At 38.4% G+C, this 19616-nt stretch carries 19 protein-coding genes; 11 read left to right on the top strand and 8 right to left on the bottom strand.

Features of this window, described 5'->3' with window-relative positions; translation table 11 throughout:
* Positions 1-57: 57 nt before the first annotated feature.
* From A1D25_RS08200 to malK, 5 genes are all read right to left on the bottom strand, one after another.
* Entirely contained in the window at positions 58-489 is a 432-nt protein-coding gene (locus A1D25_RS08200; RefSeq protein WP_157395200.1) for a pseudoazurin, read from the bottom strand.
* On the bottom strand, positions 489-1289 hold the full coding sequence (locus A1D25_RS08195; RefSeq protein ID WP_157395199.1) for an ABC transporter ATP-binding protein: 801 nt from the start codon (positions 1287-1289) through the stop codon (positions 489-491). The genes A1D25_RS08200 and A1D25_RS08195 overlap by 1 nt, the downstream gene beginning before the upstream one ends.
* Positions 1290-2330, bottom strand: coding sequence for a FecCD family ABC transporter permease (locus A1D25_RS08190; protein WP_157395198.1), 1041 nt, complete (start codon positions 2328-2330; stop codon positions 1290-1292).
* Entirely contained in the window at positions 2330-3445 is a 1116-nt protein-coding gene (locus A1D25_RS08185) for an ABC transporter substrate-binding protein (protein WP_157395197.1), read from the bottom strand. The genes A1D25_RS08190 and A1D25_RS08185 overlap by 1 nt, the downstream gene beginning before the upstream one ends.
* A gap of 122 nt (positions 3446-3567) precedes the next feature.
* A complete protein-coding gene (gene malK, locus A1D25_RS08180) occupies positions 3568-4707 on the bottom strand; it encodes a maltose/maltodextrin ABC transporter ATP-binding protein MalK (RefSeq protein ID WP_157395196.1) in 1140 nt (379 codons plus the stop codon).
* A 323-nt stretch (positions 4708-5030) separates the two neighbouring features.
* On the opposite strand from malK, the gene malE reads away from it, so the two are divergent.
* The 4 genes from malE (at position 5031) to malQ (ending at position 11227) form a co-directional block, all read left to right on the top strand.
* Positions 5031-6215: a maltose/maltodextrin ABC transporter substrate-binding protein MalE gene (malE, locus tag A1D25_RS08175; RefSeq protein ID WP_157395195.1), complete on the top strand. Its 1185-nt coding sequence runs from the start codon at positions 5031-5033 to the stop codon at positions 6213-6215.
* 209 nt (positions 6216-6424) lie between these two features.
* Positions 6425-7975 carry a maltose ABC transporter permease MalF gene (gene malF / locus A1D25_RS08170; protein ID WP_157395194.1) on the top strand — a complete coding sequence of 517 codons (1551 nt, stop codon included), beginning with the start codon at positions 6425-6427 and terminating at the stop codon, positions 7973-7975.
* 16 nt (positions 7976-7991) lie between these two features.
* A complete protein-coding gene (malG, locus tag A1D25_RS08165) occupies positions 7992-8882 on the top strand; it encodes a maltose ABC transporter permease MalG (protein WP_157395193.1) in 891 nt (296 codons plus the stop codon).
* 332 nt (positions 8883-9214) lie between these two features.
* A complete protein-coding gene (gene malQ, locus A1D25_RS08160; protein ID WP_157395192.1) occupies positions 9215-11227 on the top strand; it encodes a 4-alpha-glucanotransferase in 2013 nt (670 codons plus the stop codon).
* Between the two features lie 73 nt (positions 11228-11300).
* Here the strand turns inward: malQ and lolE are convergent, their stop codons facing one another.
* Entirely contained in the window at positions 11301-12551 is a 1251-nt protein-coding gene (lolE, locus tag A1D25_RS08155; RefSeq protein WP_157395191.1) for a lipoprotein-releasing ABC transporter permease subunit LolE, read from the bottom strand.
* On the bottom strand, positions 12551-13237 hold the full coding sequence (gene lolD, locus A1D25_RS08150; RefSeq protein WP_157395201.1) for a lipoprotein-releasing ABC transporter ATP-binding protein LolD: 687 nt from the start codon (positions 13235-13237) through the stop codon (positions 12551-12553). The genes lolE and lolD overlap by 1 nt, the downstream gene beginning before the upstream one ends.
* Positions 13238-13438: 201 nt before the next feature.
* Between lolD and eno the strand changes: the two genes are divergently transcribed.
* Positions 13439-14749, top strand: coding sequence for a phosphopyruvate hydratase (gene eno / locus A1D25_RS08145; RefSeq protein WP_157395190.1), 1311 nt, complete (start codon positions 13439-13441; stop codon positions 14747-14749).
* A 73-nt stretch (positions 14750-14822) separates the two neighbouring features.
* Here the strand turns inward: eno and A1D25_RS08140 are convergent, their stop codons facing one another.
* Complete coding sequence (locus A1D25_RS08140; RefSeq protein ID WP_157395189.1) at positions 14823-15677, bottom strand: thymidylate synthase; 855 nt, start codon at positions 15675-15677, stop codon at positions 14823-14825.
* Between the two features lie 65 nt (positions 15678-15742).
* Between A1D25_RS08140 and A1D25_RS08135 the strand changes: the two genes are divergently transcribed.
* The 6 genes from A1D25_RS08135 to ccmD all read left to right on the top strand — a co-directional run bounded on the left by A1D25_RS08135 (position 15743) and on the right by ccmD (position 19443).
* The gene (locus tag A1D25_RS08135) at positions 15743-16291 is read left to right on the top strand and encodes a hypothetical protein (RefSeq protein WP_157395188.1); all 549 of its coding nucleotides are present in this window, start codon (positions 15743-15745) and stop codon (positions 16289-16291) included.
* Positions 16292-16439: 148 nt separating this feature from the next.
* Entirely contained in the window at positions 16440-17150 is a 711-nt protein-coding gene (gene hda / locus A1D25_RS08130) for a DnaA regulatory inactivator Hda (protein ID WP_157395187.1), read from the top strand.
* A gap of 12 nt (positions 17151-17162) precedes the next feature.
* Positions 17163-17798, top strand: a complete 636-nt coding sequence (gene ccmA, locus A1D25_RS08125; protein WP_157395186.1) for a cytochrome c biogenesis heme-transporting ATPase CcmA — start codon at positions 17163-17165, stop codon at positions 17796-17798.
* Between the two features lie 3 nt (positions 17799-17801).
* Complete coding sequence (ccmB, locus tag A1D25_RS08120) at positions 17802-18464, top strand: heme exporter protein CcmB (protein ID WP_157395185.1); 663 nt, start codon at positions 17802-17804, stop codon at positions 18462-18464.
* A gap of 46 nt (positions 18465-18510) precedes the next feature.
* Complete coding sequence (locus A1D25_RS08115; protein ID WP_157395184.1) at positions 18511-19251, top strand: heme ABC transporter permease; 741 nt, start codon at positions 18511-18513, stop codon at positions 19249-19251.
* A 9-nt stretch (positions 19252-19260) separates the two neighbouring features.
* Positions 19261-19443, top strand: a complete 183-nt coding sequence (ccmD, locus tag A1D25_RS08110) for a heme exporter protein CcmD (RefSeq protein ID WP_157395183.1) — start codon at positions 19261-19263, stop codon at positions 19441-19443.
* Positions 19444-19616: the final 173 nt, after the last annotated feature.

The following is a 19616-nucleotide window of genomic DNA, read 5'->3' as shown; positions in this document are numbered from 1 at the left end:
GGGGTTTGTCATCAGTCTGGATCCCCTTTTACAAAGGGGATATTGTTTATGATAGATTTATTTTACTTGTGCCATATATTCAGCTAAACGCCCTTTATTTTGGGTTGCTCGTTTTTCTAATTTATCCACTTCGGCTTGTGCCGCTTCTTTATTGACAGGGTTTCCGACTTGAATAACACCACTCATATTCATCATTCGATGTGGTGGGCAAACATAAACATATACACCCTCTTGCGTTAGGGTTAAAGTAAGCTCTTCATTCTCTTTAGATAAGAATTTTTCCGCACCTTCTGGTATAGCTCGACTTTGCACCCAATGCCCTTTATTAGTCGCTTTAAAGGTTATGGTATCACCCACTTCTACTTTTAGATAACCAGGTTCAAACACCATTCCACCTTCTTTACCCGTATCTAACATTTTCACTTCGTGATGAGCCGAAAAAGCCGAACTTGAAATTGCCATTAGAGTAGTAATTAAGATTTTTTTCATTATTCATTCTCCGAATATAAACAACATTGTGCTGACAAACATTTACGTAAAGGGCGAATAACAGGCGAACCTGTGCTATCGTATAAAATCTCTATATTAACTTTATACAAACGGCTAATAATATCCGCCTGTAATACTTGTTGAGCATTTCCTAAACCTTGAACTTTGCCTTCACCAAGTAAAATAACACAATCGGAAAATTGTGCAGCAAGGCTTAGATCGTGTAATACCATTAAGGTAATTAGATTATTCTCTCGAGTATAATTGCAAACGTGTTCCAATAAATTGATTTGATGATGCATATCTAATGCACTGACAGGCTCATCTAGCATTAAAATTTCAGGGTTTCGCAATAATACTTGTGCAAACATTACCATTTGGCGTTGTCCGCCACTCAAACGCATTACATCTTTATGAGCAAGATGAGCAATACCTAATTTATCCATTAGCTGTGCAACTTCCTGAAGAAGCTCATCACCAATGTGCATATGTAAAGCATCTAATCGACCAAGCAGAATCACTTCCAAGGCGGTAAGAGACGCTTCTACCTGAGTATCTTGAGGCATATAGCCAATTCGTTTACGCCAATTTAATAAATTACGTTTACATAATAATTCATTATCATAACGAATAGCACCCTGATAAGTTACTTCGCCAAAAATAGTTTTAATCATTGACGATTTACCTGCCCCGTTTGGGCCAAGTACAGTATAAACTTTACCTTTTTTAAGGGTTAAGTTGATATTATTCGCAACGTATTGTGCTCCTCCTTGGATTGTTAAATTTTCTAATTGCAACATTTAACCACCACGCTTAGTTAAGACAATCCAAAAGAAGAATGGTACTCCCACAAAAGATGTAATAATCCCAACTGGGAATAACGCTCCGGGAATGATCACTTTAGAAAGAACCGATGCAATGGATAAAAAGGCTGCTCCAACAAGCATTGCTCCGGGTAAGAAGAAACGTTGATCTTCTCCTAGTAGCATTCTTGCAACGTGTGGTGCAACTAAGCCAATAAATCCGATAATTCCTACAAAACTAATTGCTGTTGCGGTCATTACTGCCACAATAATTAAGGTTTTTAAGCGTAGCATCTGTAAATTGATACCCAAACTTAATGCCCTTTCTTCCCCTAAACGTAAAGCGGTTAGTTTCCATACATCTTTTGAAAGTAATATTACACTAATAAAGGTTACTACAGTTGCAATGCCTAAATTCTCCCAAGTCGCTTTGGTTAAGCTACCAAATAGCCAAAATAAGATTTGCTGGGAAATTTCTGGGGCAGAAATAAATTGAATTAACGAAAGTAATGATTGGAATAAAAATAGTAATGCAATCCCAACTAAAACAAGCATCGCTGAACTAAAACGACGTAAAGATGCAAAAATAAAAAGAATACCTGATGCAACCATTGTCATTATAAATGCCCCAACAGGTACAGCAAATCCAAGAGGTAAACCAAAACCACCAAAAGCAATGACGGTTGATGCCCCCAATCCTGCTGCTGCAGCTAAGCCTAAAGTATAGGGACTTGCCATTGGGTTATTTAACAGTGTTTGGATTTCAGCTCCACCAACACCAAGTGCAGCACCTACGACTAATGCCATCAATGCCATTGGTAAGCGGAGATCATAGACAATAACACTTGTTGTGGTTTCAACATTATCTAAACGCAATAATGCTTTAACCACGTCTTCAATAGGGAGCATTGAAGGACCTGTTACAATATCGAATACAAGCCCAATAAAGCTAATAACAAGAAAAGTAATAATAACGAGCCAACGTTTACGCTCTAACGCACGTTGGCTCTGAATAATCTGTTCAACAGTATTGCTCATTATTTGCTCTCTGGATAGAGATAAAATGTGCCTTGTGGAACAATTGGAAGATTTTTACGATAAAACTCTAAATAAGTCTTAGTTGGATCTAGATCCGCAAATAGCTCTGGATAAACAGCTTTTGCTACGAATTGGATTGAAGCACTATCTGAAAGCGTACGAGAGTTTGCGTGGTAAGCTCCATATAAACGGTTAGATTTAATTGCAGGTAGTTCGCTCCAACCTGAACGATCTTTAAAGCCGTTTAAACGTTTTCTTGCTTCACTTTCCTCAATACTAAAGCCCATTACCATTGCTTCAGGATTTTTCTTCAACTCGGTTTCGCGACCACTGATAATAACTACATCTGGTTTTGCAGCTAACACTAATTCAGGGTTAATCGGGCTATAAAATTCTACTGCTTCTTTAGCAATATTATCAGCCCCCACTAAGTTAAGCATTGCACCCCACATACTTTTTCCGAAAGTAAAACTATGTTCTTTAGGGCCTTTATTACCAAATTCAACATACACTTTTGGCTTAGCTGGGTTTGCTTTAGCAATACGATCTTGAATATCTTTTACAATGGCTTTGTATTCTTCATTAAGCTCTTTTGCCTTTGTTTCGTTGCCTGTCACTAAACCAATAATTTCAGTAGATTTAACGTGTTTCTCGACAGTTTGGGCTAAATAGTCAATAACAACTACAGGAATACCCGCTTTTTCTAATGGTTCTAGGTCAGAATCTAGGGCTTTATATTGCCAATCTGCCATCACTACTACATCAGGCTTTAATGCCAGGATTTTTTCAACAGAAAACGTACCGACTTCAACTTCGCCTACATCTTCCAATTCATTCAAACGTGGTACGGCTTTACTAAATTCAGCCCAACTTGCAGGAGCCCAATCCGTCCATACAGCTTTAGAAAAACCAACCACATTATCAAATGATTTTACACCTGCTACAGCCATATAATCTTGATAGTTAAAGGCAAGAACAACTCGTTTAGCTGGTACATCAACCGTTACTTTACGGTCTAAAATATCAGTAAACTCTACAGGTGCCGCATAAGCTGTTGAGCTAAATGCGAGTAAAGATGAAAGTGCAATTGCTCCGAGTTTAAAAGTTTTTAACATACAAAAGTTTCCTTTATATTTTAATGAGAATAAAACTCATCCATAATATAAAGACAATTATGGTTTTGCAAATTATTTTAACTTGTAAATTAAGTCATTAGACCACTTTATCTCGTTCCACACTATACACCCAATTCTTTAAATAACCGCTTGCACGCTGTGCCATCTTCTTTGAATAGATGACAGCGATTTGGATTAATGCCGATGGACATTTGCTCTCCTTCTTCCACAAGCACAATATCATTTTGGCGGTAAACTAGGCTCTGTTTAATTGGTGGCATTTCAACGTGAACTTGGGTTTCATTGCCAAGTTGTTCCACCACTTTTACGGTGCCTGTGATACAAACTTCACTTTGATCACAAGGCAAAAGATGCTCTGGGCGAATACCAAGAGAAAGGTTATCGCCTACTTTCACACCTGTACTATCCACAGGAATCCAGAAATTCAGGTGTGTTGAATCTGGTAACTCAATTTTTACACCATCTGCTTTTGTATCAATGACTTTTACAGGTAAGAAATTCATTTTCGGTGAACCGATAAAGCCTGCAACAAAGCGGTTAGCAGGGTAGTGATAGAGCTCTAAGGGTTTACCAATTTGAGCCACATTGGTGGTAATTTGAGTGTTGTTTCCTAACGCTTGTAATACCACGATTTTATCGGCAAGTGTCATTGCTTCAACTTGGTCGTGGGTAACGTATATCATTGTTCTACCTAGCTTTTTATGTAACTTAGAAATCTCTACTCGCATTTGTACACGCAAGGCGGCATCTAAGTTAGAAAGCGGTTCATCAAGTAAAAAAACTTCTGGCTGAGAAACTAAGGTTCGACCAATCGCAACACGTTGGCGTTGTCCGCCAGAGAGTTCTTTCGGTTTACGTTGCAATAAGTGTGCAAGTTGTAAGATTTCTGCCACTTGATTCACACGTTGTTCAATTTCTGCTTTCTGTTTGCCTGCTAACTTCAAACCGAACGACATATTTTCAGCCACATTTAAATGTGGATAAAGGGCATAAGATTGGAACACCATACCTATATTGCGTTTGGCAGGCGGGACATCATTCATTCGTGTTTCGCCAATATAGAGATCGCCCGTTGTAATATCTTCTAAACCAGCAATCATTCTTAATAAAGTGGATTTTCCGCAGCCTGAAGGGCCAACAAAAACAACAAATTCGCCTTCTTTAATATCAAGATTTACATCTTTTGAGATATGTACATCGCCATAGGATTTTCCGACACTCACTAATCTTACATTTGCCATTTTACTTATCCTTCATTTGCTATTATTTCAACGTTGCTAAGATTACTCATTCTTTGCACAGTTGAAATCATACTTAGCAAAAATTTTTTGCTTGAATTTTAAAAATCTTTTTGGGTTCAAAATACGAAATTCTGTGAGGTTGCTCACATTTTTAAGTAATATTTTTGTGATCTATTTCACGCTTTTTTTATTTTGATATAAAAATGTGAAATAGATCACTAAATAAACTGATGGGGTTGAGAGAGGGGGATGATGAACTCCAATCTCAAATCTTTCATTATGCAACCGTCAAATTTCATTTAACCTAAAATGAGGAAAAAGCGATGAAAAACTTAACCAAAACAGCATTAGCCGTATTTGCAGGATTATGTTTAGCACAAGGCGTACAGGCGAAATTAGTTGAAGGTCAATTAAACATTTGGATTAACGCCGATAAAGGTTATAACGGCTTAGCCGAAGTGGGTAAAAAATTTGAACAAGAAACAGGAGTAAAAGTTGTTGTAGAACACCCAAGCAAATTAGAAGAATTATTCCCACAGGTAGCATCAACTGGCGATGGCCCTGATATTATTATTTTCGCTCACGACCGTATGGGTGGTTACGCACAATCAGGTTTATTAGCAGAGGTTCACCCAAGTGCAGACTTTAAAGCAAAACTCTCAGATATTGGTTGGAATGCAACCAAATATAATGGTAAACAGATTGCCTATCCGATTGCGGTTGAATCTCTCTCATTGATTTACAATAAAGATTTAGTACCAACTCCGCCGAAAACGTGGGAAGAAATTGAGAAATTAGATAAAGAACTCAAAACAAAAGGCAAAAATGCGATTATGTGGAACTTAGCAGAGCCATATTTCACTTGGCCGATTATTTCTTCACAAGGTGCTTATGCCTTTAAAGTAACGCCTGAAGGCTATGATGTGAAAGACATTGGTGTAAATAATGACGCTGCTCAAAAAGGCTTACAATTTGTCGTTGATCTTGTTAAAAATAAAGTAATCAATGCGGATACAGACTACTCTGTGGCTGAGGCTTCATTTAATAAGGGTGAAACTGCAATGACTATCAATGGCCCTTGGGCGTGGTCAAACATTGAGAAAAGCAAAATCAATTATGGTGTTGCGGTATTACCAACTTTAAACGGCAAAGCGGGTAAACCATTTGTAGGCGTTTTAAGTGCTGCAGTTAATGCCTCAAGCCCGAACCAAGATCTTGCTAAAGAGTTCTTAGAGAATCATCTCTTAACGGATAATGGCTTAGATACTGTAAACAAAGATACGCCACTTGGTGCAGTAGCATTAAAGAGTTTCCAAGCAAAATTAGCCTCAGATTCTCGTATTGCTGCAACAATGGCGAATGCTGAAAATGGTGAAATTATGCCGAATGTTCCGCAAATGAGCCGTTTCTGGTACGCTGAAAAAGCCGCTATCGACAGTGCAGTAAATGGTCGTCAATCTGTTAAAGCTGCTCTTGATGAAGCTCAAGCAAAAATTGAGAAAGAGTAAATAAAAAACTCCCCTCTTTGGAAAAGAGAGGCAGGGGGAGATTTGATATAGGTAATTAACGAAGAAAGTAAGTGATAAGAAAAACCATCTTATTTTTCTACAAATCTCCCCTAACCCCTCTTTACTAAAGAGGGGAATAAAATTACAAGCGGTTACTTTCTATCAATTTCTTGCAATTTCCTACTCGCCGTCAAAACAAGGAAAATAAAATGCTAACTTCCACTCACACTTCCACTACTCAATTTTGGGGCAAACGCATTTTCATTGCGTTACTGTATCTGATTGCTTTTTATTTAGTGTTTACCATTTATCTACAAGGCGAAATCCTTTTTGCACTTTTAACCTTGGTTGTCGTGGCATCAGGTATTTTTGTATTTAGCTCAGAACGAGCATATCGCTGGCGTTATCTTTTCCCTGGTGTTTCTGCGGTAGGTATTTTTGTGGTATTTCCACTTGTTTGCACTGTTGTCATTGCATTCACCAATTATAGTGGGACTAACCAACTTAATTTTGAAAGAGTGGTCAGCCAGCTACAAGCTCAACGCTATTTTTCAGGAGAACGCTATAATTTCAAATTACTTGAAGCAGAAAGCGATAAATTTCAAATCTTATTAGAAAACAGTGCATTGCAAAAAAATTATCTTTCCGCACCGCTTACACTTACCGAATTAAAAGGAGATGTGAAATTAGACGAAGTGGCTCTTTTGCCTGAAAGCAACGTTGCACCATTAAAAACCATTACGCAAAATCGTCAACAATTACAAACAGTCAATGCGATTTTACCTAATGATGAAATGCTGACAATGAGTTCACTTCGTCAATTTTCACAACAAAGCCACCGCTTTAGTTTTGATAGTGATAGTCAAATTTTAACCAATAATGAAACAGGCGAACGCTATAAACCGAACGATGATATTGGTTTCTTTCAACAGATTGATGAACAAGGGAATTTTAGCGGAAAACGTTTAGAACCAGGTTATACGGTGGGTATCGGTTGGCAAAATTTTGTTAAAATTTTAAGCGATGAAGGCGTACAAAAACCCTTTATTCAAATCTTTATTTGGACGGTTACCTTCGCTTTTCTTACAGTCATTTTCACTACGCTGTTAGGAATGATCTTCGCATCTTTAGTACAGTGGGAGCCGTTAAAAGGTAAAGCGGTTTATCGCTTATTATTGATTTTGCCTTATGCCGTACCAGGCTTTATTTCCATTTTAGTATTTAAAGGCTTATTCAACCAAAGTTTCGGGGAAATTAACCTTATTTTAAATAATCTATTTGGCATTCGCCCTGAATGGTTTAATGATCCGTTCTTGGCTAAAGTGATGATTTTGATCGTCAATACTTGGTTAGGTTACCCTTATATGATGATCGTCTGTATGGGATTATTAAAAGCTATCCCAAATGATCTTTATGAAGCCTCTGCGATTGACGGTGCGACGGTATGGCAAAACTTTACTCGCATTACAATGCCACTACTCATTAAACCATTGATGCCATTAATGATTGCTAGTTTCGCTTTTAACTTTAATAATTTTGTGTTAATTCAACTACTTACACAAGGTCGCCCATCAATGATCGGTACAAGTACGCCAGCAGGACATACTGATTTATTAGTCAGCTATACTTATCGTATTGCCTTTGAAGGTAGCGGAACTCAAGATTTCGGCTTGGCAGCTGCGATTGCAGTGATCATCTTCTTACTTGTGAGCGGTTTAGCATTATTCCAAATTCGCTTAACCAAATTACAGCAAGATTAACAGGGAGGAAAATATTATGGCTATTGTTCAACCTAAATCAATGAAAACACGTTTGTTTGCTACACATTTTTTCCTGATTGTATTTTGTGCGTTAATTATGTTTCCATTGTTAATGATTTTAGGGATCTCACTTCGTCCAGGTAACTTAGCCCTTGGCGAAATTATCCCAAGCCAAATTTCACTTGAACACTGGAAATTAGCATTAGGGTTTAGTGTTACCAATGCAGATGGTACGGTAACGCCGCCACCGTTCCCCGTCTTATTATGGCTTTGGAACTCCGTAAAAGTCGCTGGCATTACGGCAATTATTACCCTTGCTCTTTCAACGACTGCCGCTTATGCCTTTGCTCGTTTACGCTTTGCGGGGAAATCAATGTTGCTACAAAGTATGTTGATTTTCCAAATGTTCCCTGCTGTGCTTTCTCTTGTCGCGTTATACGCATTGTTTGATCGCCTAGGCAACTATGTGCCATTTTTAGGGCTAAATACTCACGGTGGCGTTATTTTTGCTTATCTTGGTGGGATTGCAATGCACGTTTGGACAATCAAAGGCTATTTTGAAACGATTGATAAATCATTGGAAGAAGCCGCAGCCCTTGACGGTGCAACACCTTGGCAAACCTTCCGCTTAATTTTATTGCCTTTGTCTGTACCAATTCTAGCGGTGGTATTTATCCTATCTTTTATTTCATCAATTATTGAAGTACCTGTCGCCTCTTTACTCTTGCGTGATGTAGAAAACTATACCCTTGCCGTTGGAATGCAACAGTATTTACACCCACAAAACTATCTATGGGGTGATTTTGCAGCGGCAGCAATTCTATCCGCTATCCCAATTACGCTGGTATTTATTATTGCACAACGTTGGTTAGTTGGCGGATTAACAGCGGGCGGTGTGAAAGGTTAGAGGATTTGTAAGGTGGATATATATCTCCCTTAGATCACTGACATTTCTATTTATCGTGGGAGCTAAATTATTAAATTCTGCCCCCGCTTGCGGGGGAAGTGGCGAGCAGAGCGAGCCGAAGGGGGCTATTCTTAATTCCATACTTATGTGTCTAAATTGAATAAAACCAGTTTCCCCCTACCCCGAACTTTTGTTCGGGTACTTCCCCCGTAAGCGGGGGCAGAATTAGTTTGAAGACAATTACAAATGTTGCAGTATTTAAAATTAATCAATAACGCAAAGTAGATCTATATCTACTTGCAATAGAAATAAAAAAGATTTGGAGCAATAAAATGAAACAATCTCACCCATTTTTAAACCCTTATTTCATTGATGAACATGGTCGCCGTTGCTATGCAGAACCAAGTGTATATGACAAGGTGGCTAAATTACTCGGAGCACCCAAAAGTCCGAAAATCTTACCCTTTGTGAAAGTATTCAAACAAGGTGAACCTATTTCTATTGCGTTATTTGTGGCTGATGAAACTCATCAAGCACAGCAAACGTGGCAATTAACCTTAGAAAGCGGTGAGATTTTAACGGGAAAATGCAAACGCAATACTATTCATTTACCGAATAATTTGCCCCTTGGTTATCACCAACTTAGCCTTGACGATGTTAATGCAAATTGCCGTGTCATTATTAGCCCTGAACGAGCATTTCAGCCAGCCGAATTAGCTGAGAAAAAGAAACTCTGGGGAGCAATTTTACAGCTTTATACGCTCCGTTCCGAGCAGAACTGGGGAATAGGTGATTTTGGCGATTTAGCTGAATTTCTCACGAGATTAGCGGAAAAAGGCGGACATTTTGTCGGTTTAAACCCTATTCACTCACTTTTCCCTGCTAATCCTGAAGGGGCAAGCCCTTATAGCCCTTCTTCTCGCTTATGGCAAAACATTCTCTACATTAACGTAGGGGCAATTGATGCATTTCAACAGAGTGAAGAAGCTCAAGCGTGGTTCTACTCTAATGAGATCCAACGCCAATTAAATGAAGCTCGCGAAAAAGAATATGTGGATTATTCACAAGTAACTTGGCTGAAATTAGAAGGGTTACGCTTAGCCTATCGCCATTTTTGCCAACAAGATCAATCCCAATTTGAACAATTTATTGCCGAAAATGGCGAGCCATTAAAAGTGCAAGGAACATTTGATGCGTTACATCAATGGCTTTCCTCACAATTTAGTGATCAGTGGGGCTGGAGTAGTTGGGATGCAAAATATCAAAGCTATCACACCGCTTGCGTACAGCAATTCCAAGAGGAGCAAAGCGATCTCGTGCGGTTCTATATGTGGCTACAATTTATCGCACAACAACAGTTACAAGCCTGTAACCAACTTGCTAAACAATTAGGAATGCCAATCGGTTTTTATCGAGATCTTGCCGTTGGCGTAGCTGATAATGGTGCAGAAACCTGGGCGGATAAAGATCTTTATGTACTAGGTGCATCTGTGGGTGCTCCGCCTGATATTATGGCGCCACAGGGGCAAAACTGGGGATTATCGCCTATGCACCCAGAAGTATTGCAAGAACGTGGCTATCAACCTTTTATCGATCTATTACGAGCCAATATGAAGGATTGTGGTGCATTGCGAATTGATCATATTCTTGGCTTTGCTCGTTTATGGTGGGTGTCAAAAGGCGATAGTGCTAAAAATGGGGCTTATGTGAAATATCCTTTAGAAGATCTTCTCTCTATCTTAGCTCTTGAAAGCCAACGTCATCAATGTTTAATCATTGCCGAAGCCTTAGGTACTGTACCAGAAGGAATGTTAGAAGCCCTTGAGAATAAAGGTATTTTAGCATACAACATCTTCTACTTTGAATATGATAGCCAAGGTAGCAAGCCACTAGAGAACTATCCTTATCAAGCAATGACAACGCTCAGTACTCACGATTTACCAACGGTACAGGGCTATTGGAAAGGCTATGACTTTGAACTTGGGCAAAAATATGGTGTTTACCCAAACGAAGAAGTGTTGCATATCTTACGCAATGCTCGCCATTCCAATAAAGAAGCCATTCGTAGAGCGGTGGAAAGCGTTCAAGTATTAGAGCCTGATAGTGCAGGTATCACTCAAGTATTCAATCATCAGCTACAAAGCTATGTGGCAGATACGAATAGTGTGCTATTTGGTACACAACCTGAAGATTGGCTGAATATGTTAGAGCCTGTCAATATCCCTGGTACGAGTACGGAATATCCAAACTGGCGTAGAAAACTCTCTCAAACCACGCAAGCTATTTTTGCCGATGAAAAGGTACAACAGTTACTTGATACGATTTGCCAAAAACGGAAAGGATAAAGCAATTTAGCAATAAACAAGCGGTAGGATTTGCAAAAAATTTTACAAATCCTACCGCTTGTTTTATTTGTTTCTAATGTCCGCTTAATACCTTGGCTGGTTCTAATTTAGAAGCTCGAATAGCAGGGTATAAACTTGCAAGTAAGCTTAAAATAATCGTAGCAAGTAGTACCCATACAATATCCAGCCAGTGAATTTCACTCGGTAGGAAGTCAATAAAATAGATACCATCAGAGAGTAATTTTGTTCCGATAATATGCTCAATCCCTTTGATTATATTGGTGAGATTTAAGGCAACAGATATACCTAAAATTACCCCAAATAATGCACCTTTCATTCCAGAAATTAAGCCATACCAAAGAAATATCTGCTGAATAAAACGGTTATTTGCCCCCAGTGTGCGTTGAATAGCAATATCCCCTTGTTTATCTTTAACCGCCATTACTAAGGTGGAAATAATATTAAAACAAGCGACACCAATCACAAGAACCATTGCAATATACATCACAGTGCGGATTAGTTGAATATCGTTATACATATAACCAAACTTGTCGATCCAAGTATGTAGATAAAGTGGCTGTGGATAGCTAGCGAGTTCAGGGAAAATTAAATCTCTGACTTCAAAAGGTTGCTTTACTGCCATCTCAATACCAGAGAATTGATCTGCCTCGAGTTCAAGTAACTCTTGGGCTTTACTTAATGGAAGTAAAGCATAGCTGTGATCTAATTGCCCATCTAAACGTAAAATTCCTGTAACATCAAGACTGAAACGTAGTGGTTGGGATAATTTCCCATCTTCAGTTGGTTGTGGTAAAAGCAACGTAACTTCATCGCCGACTTCAACACCAAGATCCCGAGCAATACCTGCACCGATAACTAACCCACCTTGTTGGTGAAATTGTTGCCATTGTTCTTTAGGAATAAACTGCCCTAATGCACTTACCTGATCCTGTTTAATAGGATCAACACCACGCACTTGTGCAATTTTTAGCTGTGAGCCATTTTCAATTAAGCCTGTAAAACTCACAAAAGGCGATGTAGCGGTAACATTTGGGTTATCTTTTACAATTTTTTCTAAAGTAAAACCATTACTTAATAAATTAGCTCCATCTCTAGTCACCGTTTTAAGTTCAGCGTGTGGCACAACCGAGAGCACTCGTTGGTTAAGCTCTCGTTCAAAGCCATTCATTGCACTTAATCCAATAATTAACACCGCAACACCAAGGGCGATACCAATGCTAGAGAATAAGGAAATTAGCGATACTAAACGGTTTTTTTGTTTGCCACGTTGATAACGCCAGCTAATAAAAAATGGAGTACTCATTATTCCGCCTCTCGTAATACACCATCTTGCATAATCAAGCGGCGGTTAAGTTTATTTGCTAGGTTTAAGTCGTGGGTAACTAATAAAAATGCAATTTGTTGCTCTTGGTTAAGCTGTTTAATTAACTCAAAAATACTTTCAGTGGTTTTTTGATCTAAATTTCCTGTCGGCTCATCTGCAAGAACTAATGAAGGGTTATTAACTAACGCACGAGCAATCGCAACACGTTGGCGTTCACCACCTGATAAAGCAGACGGACGATGTGTAATTCGATGAGATAATCCTACCGCTTGTAGCATCTTTTCCGCACGATCTTTTGCTTCATTTTTATTTTGCTGACCAATTAGCATCGGCATCATTACATTTTCTAAGGCAGTAAAATCCGCCATTAAGTGATGAAACTGGTAAACGAAACCTAAATGCTGATTGCGTAATTTTGCTAATGCATTGCTACTAAGTTGTTGCAATGATTGTCCTTTAATGAACACTTCCCCTTCACTTGGCTGATCTAAGCCACCAAGTGTGTGGAGTAACGTACTTTTTCCTGAGCCTGAACTACCAACAATAGCAACTAACTCACCACTGTTCATTGAAAATGAAACATTTTTTAATACTTGAGTTGCATTATCGCCTTCTTGATAGAACTTATTGATATTTACACATTGTAATAGTGGTTGTTGATTCATATTCTGGTTTTCTCTAAAACGCTGATTTTCTTTTTTACCAAATGGAATACCGCTATTTTGCCTAAAATTACCTATTCGGATCAAATTACTTTTACTTTTTGTGAAGTATGTCACTTTTTTGCAAGACAAAATAGCAAAATCCCATTACTATATACAAGTTTTTCATATTAACTATTAACTCTTACATTGAGGATATTAACAATGGCAAAAATCGTTAAAGTAATTGGTCGTGAAATCATCGACTCTCGTGGTAACCCAACCGTTGAAGCTGAAGTTCATCTTGAAGGTGGTTTCGTAGGTCTTGCTGCTGCGCCATCTGGTGCATCAACAGGTTCTCGTGAAGCGTTAGAGTTGCGTGATGGCGACAAAGCACGTTTCTTAGGTAAAGGCGTGTTAAAAGCTGTTTCAGCAGTAAACAACGAAATTGCACAAGCAATCGTAGGTAAAGATGCTTCTAACCAAGCTGAAATTGACCAAATTATGATTGACTTAGACGGTACAGAAAACAAATCTAAATTTGGTGCAAACGCAATCTTAGCGGTTTCATTAGCAAATGCAAAAGCAGCGGCAGCATCAAAAGGTTTACCTCTTTATGCGCATATCGCAGAATTAAACGGTACTCCAGGCGTTTACTCTATGCCATTACCAATGATGAACATCATCAACGGTGGTGAGCACGCAGATAACAACGTTGATATCCAAGAATTTATGATTCAACCAGTTGGTGCGAAAACATTGAAAGAAGCACTTCGTATTGGTGCCGAAGTATTCCACAACCTTGCTAAAGTATTAAAAGCGAAAGGCTTAAATACAGCGGTAGGTGATGAAGGTGGCTTTGCTCCAAACTTAGCATCAAATGCTGACGCTTTAGCTTGTATTAAAGAAGCGGTAGAAAAAGCAGGTTATGTATTAGGTAAAGACGTAACTTTAGCGATGGACTGTGCATCATCTGAATTCTATGACAAAGAGCGTAATGTGTATGATATGAAAGGTGAAGGTAAAACATTTACTTCTCAAGAGTTCACTCATTACTTAGAAGGTTTATGTAAAGAGTATCCAATCGTTTCTATCGAAGATGGTCAAGATGAATCAGATTGGGAAGGTTTCGCATACCAAACTAAAGTTTTAGGTGATAAAGTTCAATTAGTAGGTGATGATTTATTCGTAACTAACACTAAAATTTTAAGCCGCGGTATTGAGAACGGTATTGCAAACTCAATCTTAATCAAATTCAACCAAATCGGTTCATTAACTGAAACTTTAGCAGCAATCAAAATGGCTAAAGATGCAGGTTATACAGCGGTTATTTCTCACCGTTCTGGCGAAACTGAAGATGCAACAATCGCAGATTTAGCAGTTGGTACAGCAGCAGGTCAAATCAAAACTGGTTCTATGAGCCGTTCAGACCGTGTTGCGAAATACAACCAATTAATCCGTATCGAAGAAGCATTAGCTGCAGCAGGTACGCCAGCGCCATTTAACGGTTTAAAAGAAGTTAAAGGTCAAGCGTAATTAGCTAATATATCATTTACGCCCCTACTCTTCATTTAGAAGATAGGGGCGTTGTTCTATATAGCGATAATAACTACACTGAGAATGGGTATTGAATACTTGGGTGGTATTCGTAACCTTCTACTTCAAAATCATTTAGTGTTACCCAAGTTTCTAAATCTTTAAGAGTCTTAATATCAGGGTTGATTTTTAATTTAGGCGATGCAAAAGGTGTGCGGGTTAATTGTACATTCTTCATTAAATCAAGTTGATCTTCGTAGATATGTGCATTCACAATTTTATGAAAAGCCTGACCTGCTTGATGTCCTGTAATTTGAGCCATCAATGCGAGAAAGGTGTAACATTGAATCATATTCCAGTTTAATCCTAAAGGCACATCGGCAGAGCGTTGAGTACTATTTAAGTAAAGTACTCCATCAAGTAAAGAAAAATGATGACTGTGTAAACAAGGTCTTAAGCACCCCATATGGAAAGCACCGGGGTGATAGAATGTATAAATTTCACCACGATTATCAATACCACGCTTTAGGTCATCAACAATTTGACGAAGTAAATCAACAGAGCCTGTTCCATCCGCTTTTGGAAAATTACGACCAACTGCACCATAAACTAAGCCCATATCATCTTCACCTTTTCGGTAAGGATTTGCTAACCAAGCACTATTTTCATTAGCATTTGCATCCCAAGATTTTGTTCCTAGTTGACGGAAATCAGCGGCATTATCATAACCTCGTATGTAGCCTAATAATTCAGCAATAGCAGCTTTCCAGAAACTTCTGCGTGTGGTGACGAGTGGAAACTCGCCATTAGCTACATCGTAAGTGAGATCTGCATTGATAACAGTTAAGCAACGCTTACCTGTACGCTCATTCTCAACCCATTTTCCTTGTTCAACAATACGTTGGCATAAATCTAAATACTGTTTCATATAGTAATCCCATCTGTTATTCGGTAGAATGGTTCTAGCCTTTATAAAATGATTAAGGAGTATATATGAAATCTTTATTAAAGTCTTTTTTCGTGATTTCGACTATTTTCGTGTTAGCTGCGTGTGGTGCAAGCAAAACAAGTGGTTGGAAACGTCTTTCAGAATCGGAAGTTGATCAAAAATCTTATGCAATTGCTTATGGAGCGACTGCTCAAACTTATTTAGATCGTGTAAATCCAAGTTATGATATTGACTCTTTTATGCACGGTGTAGATGACTGGTATAACAAAAAGGTAACTTTACCTATTGAGCAAATTAGAGCTAGTTTATTGAATAGAATGTTAGATCACAATGTTTATGCTTATTATAGCGGTGTGTTATATGCATCTGAACTACAAGCAAACTCAAACCGTTTAAGCCCTAAATGTTGGTCTTTTGTTGAACCGAAAAGTATTACACAAGGTATTCACGATGCAATGTTAGACTTGCAAAAAGGCAAAGTGCGTGATGATGAATACATCAAAAAAGGAGCAGAACAGATCTTACATTTATGTGTAGAACAGGTTGAAGCTGATCAGCAACAGAAAAATAAAACAAAATCACCGAAGAAATAACCAACTCTTTTACGGCAATAACAATTATACCTATAATCATTATTGCCGTAGATTGTTGCACTAATCTTATCTGATACCAAAGTTAATACTTCTCAATCTTGGCTTTTTCCGTTATGCTTTACGCTCTTTTTTCAACTGAAATTACACTTTGCAACTACCACTACCTATTCATCAAATTGATGATGAAACACTCGAGAATTTCTACTCAGAAAATAGCTTATTGCTGTTAGATTCGCTACATCAAAATTTTATAGATGTACAACAGCCATTTTTCTATATCTGGGGTGGACGTAGTAGCGGTAAAAGCCATTTATTAAAGGCAGTAAGTAATCATTATTTATTGAATAACCTGTCATCTAGTTATATTCCCCTTGAGAAATCACACTATTTTTCGCCTAGCGTATTAGATAATGCCGATCAACTTGATGTTATTTGTTTAGATGATCTTCAAGTAATTGCAGGTAATGAAGAATGGGAATTAGCAATTTTTGATTTATTTAATCAAATTCGAGAACAACAAGGGCTATTTAGCCAAGGGAAAAAAACACTTCTACTCATTAGTGCAGACCAACCGCCAAATCGTTTAGCAATCAAGCTACCTGATTTACGCTCTCGTCTAAACTGGGGGGAAGTATATCGACTTGATGATTTAACAGATGAACAAAAACAAACTATTTTACAGCGTAGTGCACACCGCAAAGGGTTAGAATTACCTGATGAAGTCGCCAGCTACTTATTAAAACGAATAGATCGAGATTTGCAAGTATTACTCAACAAACTTGAGATTTTAGATAAAGCATCGTTGCAAGCACAGCGTAAATTGACGATCCCTTTTATTAAAAGTATTTTAGAGCTTTAATGGGCTTAAAAAATGAACCATAAAAATCAACTCATACTGAATAATCTAGCCTGTGAACGTGGTGAAACACGTTTATTTGAACACTGCCAACTGACGATTGAAAGTGGCGAATGGTGGCAAATTGAAGGGCATAATGGTATTGGTAAAACCAGTTTATTGCGTATTTTAGCGGGGCTTTCTGTTGCAGCAGAAGGCGAAGTGAGTTGGAATGGCACGCCTATTCGCCAACAAAGAGATGAATATTACTCAAATCTTTTTTACTTAGGGCATTTTGCAGGAATTAAGCCAGAACTGACCGCTTGGGAAAATTTACGTTTTTATCAGAAAATTCAACATTTACCGCTAAGCGATGATGCCTTGTGGAATGCACTACAAAAAGTTTCACTCATTGGCAAAGAAGATTTACCTTGTTCGCACCTTTCTGCTGGGCAACAACGGCGTGTTGCACTGGCTAAACTATGGCTTACCCAAGCAACTTTATGGATTTTAGATGAACCATTTACCGCTATTGATAAAAAGGGGGTAAGTGAGTTAATTGCACATATTGAGCAACACTGTGAACAAGGTGGTATCACTATATTTACTAGCCATCAAACAGCCCAAAGTAATAAAGTAAAAATCTTATCCCTTGATCAATTTAAGGTATAAACAATGACAATTCTGACTATTATTCAACGAGAACTGACAATCGCTTTTCGTAAACCTGCGGAAATTTTAAACCCATTGTGGTTTTTCTTGATTATTATCACAATGTTTCCACTCTTAATGGGGCCAAATCCCGAATTACTCGGTAAAATTGCATCGGGTATTGCGTGGGTAGCAGCAGTATTATCAGCCTTGCTCTCTTTTGAACGACTATTTCGAGATGACTATTTAGATGGTTCATTAGAACAATTACTACTTTTACCAACCAGCTTAGCACAAGTTGCTCTGGCAAAAGTGATTGCTCATTGGTTATTAACAGGCTTACCGCTCATTCTGCTATCGCCAATTACAGCAATTTTACTGTCACTGGAAATAGAAGTTTGGTGGGCGTTAGTTCTCACGTTGTTACTGGGTACACCTATTTTAAGCTGTCTAGGGGCAATTGGAGTCGCTTTAACCGTAGGATTACGCAAAGGTGGTACATTACTAAGTTTGCTCATTTTACCACTTTTTTTACCTGTCCTAATCTTTGCGGCCGCAGTGTTAGAAGCCTCTACACTAAACCTAGGCTATTCAGGACAGTTAGCAATTATGGGGGCTATGTTAGTGCTAGCGTTAACACTTTCACCCTATGCAATAGCAGGTGCATTACGCATTAGCTTACAGTAACAAGCGGTTAGTTTTACACAATTTTTTACATTTTATTGGAGTATTTATGTGGAAATGGTTACACCCTTATGCGAAATCAGAAACACAATATCGCATACTTGGTAAAGCCCAACCTATCCTAGGTTTTCTAAGTCTTATCTTATTAGCAAGTGCCTTTATTTGGGGATTAGCTTTCGCACCGAAAGATTATCAACAAGGCGATAGCTATCGTATTATCTTCATTCACGTCCCTGCGGCGATTTGGTCTATGGGGGTATATGGCTCAATGGCAGTCGCTGCTCTTGTCGCCTTAGTTTGGCAAATACGCCAAGCTAGCCTTGCAATGATTTCAATGGCTCCGATTGGTGCGGTATTAGCCTTTATCTCACTAGTAACAGGAGCCGTCTGGGGTAAACCAATGTGGGGAACTTGGTGGGTATGGGACGCTCGCTTAACATCGGCATTAGTACTGTTCTTTTTATATCTTGGCGTAATGGCACTGTATAGTGCATTCCAAGACCGTAATGTCGGTGCAAAAGCAGCAGGGATCCTCTCTATTGTTGGCGTAATCAATTTACCGATTATTCACTTCTCAGTAGAGTGGTGGAACACGCTACATCAAGGAGCAACCATCACTAAATTTGATAAACCATCAATGGCAGTTGAAATGCTCATACCACTATTATTAGCAATTTTTGGCACAATGATCTTTATGATTTGGCTAAGTGTCCTACGTTATCGTAGTGCATTATTACAAGATGAACGTAAACGCCCTTGGGTAAATGAATTAGCAAAGCAAATGAAGTAGGAGAGCAAAATGACATTTCAATTTAGTTCAATCAGCGATTTTTTCGCAATGGGTGGATACGGTTTCTATGTTTGGCTCGCCTACGGCATTACATTTTTGTCAGTAGGGCTACTCATTTGGCAAAGTAAACGCGAAATAAAACAAACGTTAAAATGGGCGAAAAAAGAGCAAAGCAAAAATATCCAAAGATAATTCAGATTATTGACAAAGTCTTTTTTCATTCGGACGCCAGCGTGGCGTCCCTACAAGGAAAGTTATAACTAATTGAAAAATAACAGATTTTATTTTGTTATGTAGGAACGCCACGCTGGCGTCCGTTAATTGGATACAACAAATTGGGGTTTGTCATCAATCTGCAGTTTTAT

It is taken from the genome of Ursidibacter arcticus, assembly GCF_009761375.1.
Classification (GTDB): Bacteria; Pseudomonadota; Gammaproteobacteria; order Enterobacterales; family Pasteurellaceae; genus Ursidibacter; species Ursidibacter arcticus.
The sequence above is the reverse complement of the archived record's forward strand: the minus strand, read 5'-3'. Positions and strand labels throughout refer to the sequence as shown.